The 8,064-nt window shown below is 74.8% G+C and carries 6 protein-coding genes; 3 read left to right on the top strand and 3 right to left on the bottom strand.

Annotated features, from left to right (window positions below; genetic code table 11):
- Positions 1 to 87 precede the first annotated feature (87 nt).
- Entirely contained in the window at positions 88 to 726 is a 639-nt protein-coding gene (gene dhaL, locus ABT095_RS38455) for a dihydroxyacetone kinase subunit DhaL (RefSeq protein ID WP_350534286.1), read from the bottom strand.
- Positions 727 to 758: 32 nt separating this feature from the next.
- Positions 759 to 1,754 (bottom strand): dihydroxyacetone kinase subunit DhaK, encoded by a 996-nt coding sequence (gene dhaK / locus ABT095_RS38450; protein WP_350534285.1) that lies wholly within the window; start codon positions 1,752 to 1,754, stop codon positions 759 to 761.
- Positions 1,755 to 1,938: 184 nt separating this feature from the next.
- Here dhaK and dhaM point away from each other — a divergent pair, with 184 nt between their 5' ends.
- Together dhaM and ABT095_RS38440 are read left to right on the top strand one after the other, a co-directional pair.
- Entirely contained in the window at positions 1,939 to 2,331 is a 393-nt protein-coding gene (gene dhaM, locus ABT095_RS38445) for a dihydroxyacetone kinase phosphoryl donor subunit DhaM (RefSeq protein WP_350534284.1), read from the top strand.
- 162 nt (positions 2,332 to 2,493) lie between these two features.
- On the top strand, positions 2,494 to 3,960 hold the full coding sequence (locus ABT095_RS38440) for an alkaline phosphatase family protein (protein WP_350534288.1): 1,467 nt from the start codon (positions 2,494 to 2,496) through the stop codon (positions 3,958 to 3,960).
- A gap of 87 nt (positions 3,961 to 4,047) precedes the next feature.
- Here ABT095_RS38440 and ABT095_RS38435 read toward each other — a convergent pair whose 3' ends face one another.
- Positions 4,048 to 5,718, bottom strand: a complete 1,671-nt coding sequence (locus ABT095_RS38435) for a bifunctional 3'-5' exonuclease/DNA polymerase (protein WP_350534287.1) — start codon at positions 5,716 to 5,718, stop codon at positions 4,048 to 4,050.
- Positions 5,719 to 5,939: 221 nt separating this feature from the next.
- On the opposite strand from ABT095_RS38435, the gene ABT095_RS38430 reads away from it, so the two are divergent.
- Positions 5,940 to 7,973, top strand: coding sequence for a M3 family metallopeptidase (locus tag ABT095_RS38430; RefSeq protein WP_350534283.1), 2,034 nt, complete (start codon positions 5,940 to 5,942; stop codon positions 7,971 to 7,973).
- Positions 7,974 to 8,064: the final 91 nt, after the last annotated feature.

The following is an 8,064-nucleotide window of genomic DNA, read 5'->3' as shown; positions in this document are numbered from 1 at the left end:
ACCCCAGAACTCGCAGTGGTTCCGGCGGAGAGAGTGCTCACCTGCTGGCGGCTACGGCACCGAGTCTCTACGACTCAGCAAGTCCCATTAGGCGGTGACGGTGGCGAGGGCCTGGAAGACCAGGGCGGTGGAGGTGGCGCCCGGGTCCTGGTGGCCGATGCTGCGGGGGCCCAGGTAGGAGGCGCGGCCCTTGCGGGCCTGGAGGGCGGTGGTGGCCTCGGCGCCGTGGGCGGCCGCGTCGGCGGCGGCCTTCGCGGCGGCGGGCAGGTCGGCGGCCGGGTGGTCGGCGCCCGGGTGGTCGGCGGCGGCCGTGAAGGCGGCGACCGCGGGGGCCCAGGCGTCGACAATGGTCTTGTCACCCGGAGCGGCCCCGCCCAGCTCCCGCAGGGCGGCCAGCCCGGCCGCCAGGGCCTCGCCCAGTTCGGCGGTGGTGGCCCGCTCGCCGGGCAGCTCCTTGCCCATCGCGCGGAAGGCGGAGCCGTAGAGCGGCCCGGAGGCGCCGCCGACCCGGGAGATCAGGGTGGTGCCGACCTTCGTCAGGACGGCGCCGACCGAGGCCGGGGCGAGGGCGTCGAGCGCGGGCAGCACGGCGGTGAAGCCACGGCTGAGGTTGCTGCCGTGGTCGCCGTCGCCGATCGCGGAGTCCAGCTCGGTGAGGCGGGCCTGCTCGCGTTCGACGGCGGCGGCGATCTCGCGGATCCAGGCCAGGGCGAGGGGGATGTCCAAGGGGAGCTCCGATCGAGGGGGCTTTCAGGGGCTCAGGACCAGCGGAGGGCGGGGGTGGCCACCGGTGCGTCCCAGAGGTCGAGCAGGTGGGGGTCGGCCTTGGTGAGGGTGAGGGAGAAGCCGGCCATGTCGAGGCTGGTGACGTAGTTGCCGACCAGGTTGCGGGCGATGGTGATGCCGCGCTCGGCGAGCCGGGCGGCGACCTCGCCGTAGACCACGTACAGCTCGATCAGCGGGGTGCCGCCGAGGCCGTTGACCAGGGCGATCACCTCGTCACCGGCGGCGAGCTCGTGGTCGGCCAGGACGGTGTCGACCACCTCGGCGGCCAGTTCGCGGGCCGGGCGCAGCCGCTCGCGGCGCCGCCCGGGCTCGCCGTGGATGCCGACGCCGACCTCGATCTCGTCGTCCGGGAGATCGAATCCGGGCTTGCCCGCGGCCGGGACGGTCGCCGCGGTGAGGGCGATCGCGAAGGAGCGGGAGGCGGCGTTGACCCGCTCGCCGAGGGCGGCGACCTCGGCCAGCGGGGCGCTGCGCTCGGCGAGCGCGCCGACGGCCTTCTCGACCACGACGGTGGCGCCGGTGCCGCGCCGGCCGGCGGTGAAGGTGGAGTCCTGGACGGCCACATCGTCGTCCACCAGTACGGTGCGGACCTCGATGCCCTCCTCCTCGGCCAGCTCGGCGGCCAGGCGGAAGTTGAGCACGTCGCCGGTGTAGTTCTTGACCACGAGCAGCACCCCGGCGCCGCTGTGCGCGACCTGGGCGGCGGCCAGCACCTGGTCCGGAACGGGTGAGGTGAACACCTCGCCGGGGCAGGCCGCGTCCAGCATGCCGGGGCCGACGAAGCCGCCGTGCAGCGGCTCGTGGCCGGAGCCGCCGCCGGAGACCACCGCGACCTTGGGCGCGGCGGGCCGGGCCCGCCGACTGATCACCCGCTGGCCGAGGTCCACCGTCAGCTCCGGGTGTGCGGCGGCGAAGCCGGCCAGGGCGTCGGTGAGCACGGTGTCCGGGCTGTTGATCAACTTCTTCACGGGCGGGCTCCTTCGGCTGGTGGTACCAACGAGTAAGGTGAGGGCCGTTGGTGACGTTACGCCAGCTCGGCCCGCTCCGGTCGGCATCTCGCACACCAGGTCCCGCGTTCTCACGCCGGAAAGGCCGTCCGGGCTTCACTTGATCACCGAGTACGGGAGGCCCGCCCCGGCTAGGGTCGTGGGCATGGACACTCATGTCGGCATCGTCCTCGTCTCCCACAGTGCGCTGATGGCCGCCGGGCTGCGCGAGCTGCTGCTCGAACTCGGCTCCGGCGCCGTGCCGGTGGAGCTGGCCGGCGGCACCGAGGACGGCGGTCTCGGCACCAGCTACGACCTGATCGTGCGGGCCGTGGCGGCGGCGGACGCGGGCGCCGGGGTGGTCGTGCTGCCCGATCTGGGCAGCTCGGTGCTGACCGCGCGTACCGCGCTGGAGGACCACCCGAGCTGCCTGGTGGCGCTGGTGGACGCGCCGTTCGTGGAGGGGGCGGTGGCGGCCGTGGTCACCGCCTCGGCCGGGGCCTCGCTCGCCGAGGTGGTCAGCGCGGCGGAAGGCGCCCGGGACTTCCGGAAGTTGTGAGAGCGGCGGGTCAAGCGCTGCCCAGGCGGCGGTAAAAAGCGCGCAGGGCGGCTCGCGTACACCCGGTGGCCGCCCGGCGGGCCGGTGGTTGTTCACCGGTGGCTGGTGGGGTGCCTCTCGCACCGCAGCAGCCTTCCGAGACCGGGGAGTTCCACCGTGACGATGCGCACCACCTCGAAGTCCGCCCTGTTCGCCGCCGCCGCGGCCCTGGTGGCCGCGGCCGCCGCCCCGGCCGGGGCCGCCGAGCTCGGCGCGGACGCGCACCGTGGCCGGCACGTGCTGCTGATCAGCATCGACGGCCTGCACGCGGCCGACCTGAGCGCCTGGACGGCCCAGCACCCCGGCTCGGCGCTGGCCCGGCTCGCCCACCGGGGCACCACCTACGCCGACGCCCGGGGCTCCGAGCCCTCCGACTCCTTCCCCGGCATCCTCGCGCTCACCACCGGCGGCAGCCCGAAGTCCACCGGCGTCTACTACGACGACTCCTACGACCGCACGCTCTCCCCGGCGGGCTCGGGCTGCCGGACGGTCGGCACCGAGGTGGTCTTCGACGAGGCAGTGGACCGCGACGCGAGCAGGCTGGACGCGGGCGGCGGGATCGACCCGGCCAAGCTGCCGCTCGACCCGAAGAAGGGCTGCACGCCGGTCTACCCGCACTCCTTCCTGCGTACCAACACCGTCTTCGAGGTGGCCCGCTCGGCCGGCCTGACCACCGCCTGGGCTGACAAGCACCCCGCGTACGACCTGCTCAACGGCCCGTCCGGGCAGGGCGTGGAGGACGCCTTCGATCCGGAGATCGCCTCGACCGACGGCACCGTGGCCGGCACGATCGCCTACGACGCGGTCAAGGTCGCCGGGGTGAGGAACCAGATCGACGGCCGGGACCACACCGGCAGCAAGGCCCAGCCGGTGCCCGCCGTCTTCGGTCTCAACTTCCAGGCCGTCAGCGTCGCGCAGAAGACCGCGGGGTACGCGGCGAAGGGGGCCTTCTCGCCCGAGATCGCGGCGGCGCTGACGGCGACGGACGCGGCGATCGGCCGGCTGACGGCCGAGCTGAAGGCCAAGGGCCTTGAGCGGCGCACCGAGATCGTGCTCACCGCCAAGCACGGGCAGTCGCCCGTCGACCGCTCGAAGCTGAAGATCGTGGACAAGAAGCTGCTGGGGTCGGTCGTCAACGGGGTGCGGCCGGGCCTGCTGGCGCAGGCGACGGCGGACGACGTGGCGCTGCTGTGGCTGACGGACGGGCAGCAGGCGCAGGCCGTGGCGGCGGCGCTGCGGGCGCACGCGGCGGAGCTGGACATCGACCGGGTGCTGGTGGGGCCGGAGCTGGTGCGGCAGTTCGGGAACCCGGCGAAGGACGCGCGGACGCCGGATGTGATCGTGCTGCCCAAGGCGGGGACGGTGTACGCGAAGCCGACCGCGACGAAGGTCGCCGAGCACGGCGGGTTCACGGCGGACGACACGCACGTGGCCCTGCTGGTCGCCGGGCCGGGCGGCGCCGGGCGGACGGTCACCGGGCGGGTGGAGACCACGCAGGTGGCGCCGACGATCCTGAAGTTCCTGGGGCTCGACCCGCGGGCGCTGGACGCCGTCCGCGAGGAGGGGACGCAGTCGCTGCCCGGGCGGTAGGAAACGACCAGGGGCGCGGGGAACGGCGCGAGCGGCCATGCAGGGCCTACGGCCCACCGCTGCGCGCGGTTCCCCGCGCCCCTGGTGTCACTTCGCGTCGGCGTACGTCTCCACCACCGCGGTGCTGAGCGGGAAGCGGACCGGGGTGGGCCCGAAGACCAGGGTGCGGGCCTCCTCGGCGGCTTCGGTGACGGCGGTGGTGACGGCGTCGGCGAGGTCGAGGGGGGTGTGCACCATCACCTCGTCGTGCTGGAAGAAGACCAGGTGGGGGCGGTCGGCGCCGGAGCTGAGGGCGGCGAGGCGCCGGCGCAGGCCGGCCAGCAGGGCGAGGGCCCAGTCGGCGCCGGAGGCCTGGATGACGAAGTTGCGGGTGAAGCGGCCGCGGGCCCGGGCCGAGCGGGCGCCGGCCTCGGCCTCCTGGGTCTCCGTCAGGTCGAACCAGTCGGCGGAGGGCGGCGGGCAGGCCCGGCCCAGCCGGGAGCGGACGACGCCGCCCTCCTCACCGGTGCGGGCCGCCGCCTCCACGTACCCCATCGCGGCCGGGTAGCGGCGGCGCAGGGTGGCGAGCAGCGGGCCGATGTCCCCGCTGGTCTGGCCGTACATGGCGCCGAGCAGGCCGAGCTTGGCCTTCTCGCGGTCCCCCTGGAAGGCCTGGGCGGCGAGCGCCGCGTAGAGGTCGCCCTCGGCGGCGCTGCGGGCCAGGCCGGCGTCCTCGGAGAGGGCGGCGAGCACGCGGGGCTCCAGCTGGGCGGCGTCGGCCACCACCAGGGCCCAGCCCGGGTCGGCCACCACGGCGCCGCGCAGGATGCGGGGGATCTGCAGGGCGCCGCCGCCGCGGCTGGCCCAGCGGCCGGAGACCACGCCGCCGACCACGTACTCGGGGCGGAACCGGCCGCCGTGCACCCAGGCGTCCTGCCAGGCCCAGCCGTGGGCGGCGTGGATCCGGGAGAGCTCCTTGTAGCGGACCAGCAGGCGGGCGGCCGGGTGGTCGACCTGGGCCAGCTCCCAGGAGCGGGTGGAGCTGAGGTGGATGCCGCGATCGCCGAAGGCGCGCAGCACCTGGGTGTGCGAGTCGGGGTTGAACCGGGCGCCGAGGGAGTGCTGGAGCTCGGCGGAGAGCTCGGCCAGCAGCTTGGGCTGGGCGCCCGGGGTGCGCGGGCGCGGGCCGAGCAGCTCGGTGAGCAGCCGGTCGTGCACGTCGGCGCGCCAGGGCAGGCCGTCGTCGGCGATCTCGGTGGCGAGCAGGCCGCCGGCCGACTCGGCGGCCACCAGCAGGCGCAGCCGGGCCCGGGCGGCCTGGTCGGTGACGGCTGCCAGGCGGCGCTGCTGCTCGGCGTGGACGGCGACCACGGCGGCCAGCGCGTCGGTGCCGGGCGGGAGTTGGAGCCGGTCGGGGGCGAAGAGGCTGTCCTGGGCCTCGGCGGCGGCGGCCTCGGGAAGGTCGGCCGGCACCGGCAGGCCGCGCAGGCGCGCCCAGGCGGCGCCCAGCGAGCGGGGCGCGCCCCAGTGGTCCTCATGGCCGAGCAACAGTGTCTCGGTGAGCCGCAGGTCGTGACAGCGGGCCAGCCGCAGCGGCATCAGCGGCTGGTACGCGCTCTCGGCCGTGGCCCAGACCCAGCGCGGCGCCTGCTCGGCCTCCACCCGGGCCACCGCCTGGGCCAGCCGCGGCTCCGGCCGGGGCGGGCCGAGCGGGGTGCCGTCCTCCGCGAGGGGCTGCAGCCGGCCGCCGGAGCCGTGCTGGTCGGGGACGAGCGCCATCCGTGGTGCCACGACGGGCCTCCTCTCGCGATCGGTTCGGACGTGCGTCCCGACGGTAGCGGGTGGCACTGACGACCGGGCGCAGCGCCCGGTGGAAATCACCTGGTCAGACCGGGAGGGCGAGTGTGCGGGCGACAATCGGCCGCAGGGTGGGACGGGCCCGGGCAAGGCGGGCGAAAGGGCGTGGTACCGCTGCCTCGGCAGGGCCTAAGGTCGGCTGCGTGACTGAGAATCCCTTCTTCGCGCCCAGCACCCTGGACTTCGCGCTGCCGCCCTTCGCCGAGATCCGCGAGGAGCACTACCTGCCCGCGTTCGAGCGCGGTATGGCCGAGCAACTCGCCGAGGTCGCCGCCATCGTGGCGGACCAGGCGGAGCCGACCTTCGAGAACACCGTCGTCGCCCTGGAACGGACCGGTCAGCTGCTGGTGCGGGCCCAGCGGGCCCTGGAGAACCAGTCCGGCGCCGACACCACCCCGGGCCTGCAGGAGCTGGAGGCGCAGCTGAGCCCCCGGCTGGCCGCGCACGCCGACGCGATCCTGCTCGACCAGGGCCTGTTCGCCCGCCTGGACGCGGTGCACGCACAGCGGGAGACGCTCGGCCTGGACGCCCAGGACCTGCGCCTGCTGGAGCGCCACCATGTGCGCTTCGTCCGGGCCGGGGCCAGGCTCTCCGAGCAGGAGCAGGCGCGGCTGCGTGAGCTGAACGCCGAACTGGCCTCGCTCGGCACTGCCTTCCGGCAGAACGTCTTCACCGACACCCGGGCCCGCGCGGTGGTGCTGGACACCGCCGAGGAGCTGGACGGCCTCTCCGCCGACGCGGTGGCCGCGGCCGCCGAGAACGGCAAGGCACTCGGCCAGGACGGCAAGTACGTGCTCAGCCTGAAGAACTTCTCCAACCAGACCGAGCTGGCCGAGCTCACCGACCGCGCCCTGCGCGCCCGCCTGCTCGAGGCCTCGCTCGGCCGCGCGGCGGAGACCAACGGCCCGCTGGCGATCAAGCTCGCCACGCTGCGCGCCGAGAAGGCCGCGCTGCTCGGCCACCCGAGCTACGCCGCCTACGTGGTGGCCGACGAGACCTCCGGTTCGGTCGAGGCCGTGGACACGCTGTTCGCCCGCCTGGTCGCCCCCGCCGTGGCCAACGCCGAGCGGGAGGCCGCCCAGCTGGCCGAGGCCGCCGCGGCCGACGGCATCACCGAGCTCGCCGCGCACGACTGGGCGTACTACTCGGAGAAGGTGCGCCAGTCCGCCTACCAGGTGGACGCGGCGGCGCTGCGCCCGTACTTCGAGCTGGAGCGGGTGCTGCGGGACGGCGTGTTCTTCGCGGCGGGCCTGGCCTACGGGATCAAGTTCGCCGAGCGCGCGGACCTGACGGGCTACCACCCGGAGGTCCGGGTCTGGGAGGTGACCGAGGAGGACGGTTCCCCGATCGGCCTCTTCCTCGGGGACTTCCACGCCCGCGAGTCCAAGAGCGGCGGCGCCTGGATGAACGAGCTGGTGCAGCAGTCCGAGCTGTTCGGCCGCCGCCCGGTGGTGGTGAACAACCTCAACGTCGCCAAGGCCGCGCCCGGCGAGCCGGTGCTGCTGACCTGGGACGAGGTGCGCACCCTCTTCCACGAGTTCGGCCACGCGCTGCACGGCCTGTTCTCGGCCGTCCGCTACCCGCTGTTCGCCGGCACCGAGGTGCCGCGCGACTTCGTGGAGTTCCCCTCGCAGGTCAACGAGATGTGGATGACCCGGCCCGAGGTGCTGGCCAACTACGCCCGCCACCACGAGACCGGCGAGCCGCTGCCCGCCGAGCTGATCGGGAGGATGACGGCTGCCGAGAACTTCGGCCAGGGCTTCCGCACGGTCGAGTACCTGGCCGCCGCACTGCTCGACTGGGCCTGGCACTCGGTGCCGGTGGGCACCGAGATCGCCGACGCCGAGGTGTTCGAGGCCGCCGCGCTGAAGGCCGCCGGGCTGGCCGTGCCGGCCGTCCCGCCGCGCTACCGGACCACCTACTTCGGGCACATCTTCTCCGGCGACTACTACGCCGCCGGGTACTACGCCTACATCTGGTCCGAGGTGCTGGACGCGGACACCGTCGAGTGGTTCGGCAGCAACGGCCGCTCCGTCCGGGAGAGCGGCGGCACCTTCCGGGCCGAGCTGCTCTCCCGGGGCGGCAGCGTCGCCGCGCTGGACTGCTTCCGCGCGGTGGTCGGCCGTGACCCGCGCACGGAGCCGCTGCTGGAGCGGCGGGGGCTGGCCGGGGTCTGACCGGGGTGCTGGCCGACCACGCGGTGGTGAGCTTCTGCGGCCCGCCGAGCGCCTGGCGTTCGCTGCTGCCGCACCTCGGCTCCGCTCCTGG

The organism is Kitasatospora sp. NPDC002227 (assembly GCF_040296285.1).
Taxonomy (GTDB): domain Bacteria; phylum Actinomycetota; class Actinomycetes; order Streptomycetales; family Streptomycetaceae; genus Kitasatospora.
This window is presented reverse-complemented; position numbering and strand designations above follow the sequence as displayed.

Excerpts from the sequence above, each read along its gene's own strand:
- dhaM (WP_350534284.1), top strand. The coding sequence starts at position 1,939 with ATGGACACTCATGTCGGCATCGTCCTCGTCTCCCACAGTGCGCTGATG.
- ABT095_RS38440 (WP_350534288.1), top strand. The coding sequence starts at position 2,494 with ATGCGCACCACCTCGAAGTCCGCCCTGTTCGCCGCCGCCGCGGCCCTG.
- ABT095_RS38435 (WP_350534287.1), bottom strand. The coding sequence starts at position 5,718 with ATGGCGCTCGTCCCCGACCAGCACGGCTCCGGCGGCCGGCTGCAGCCC.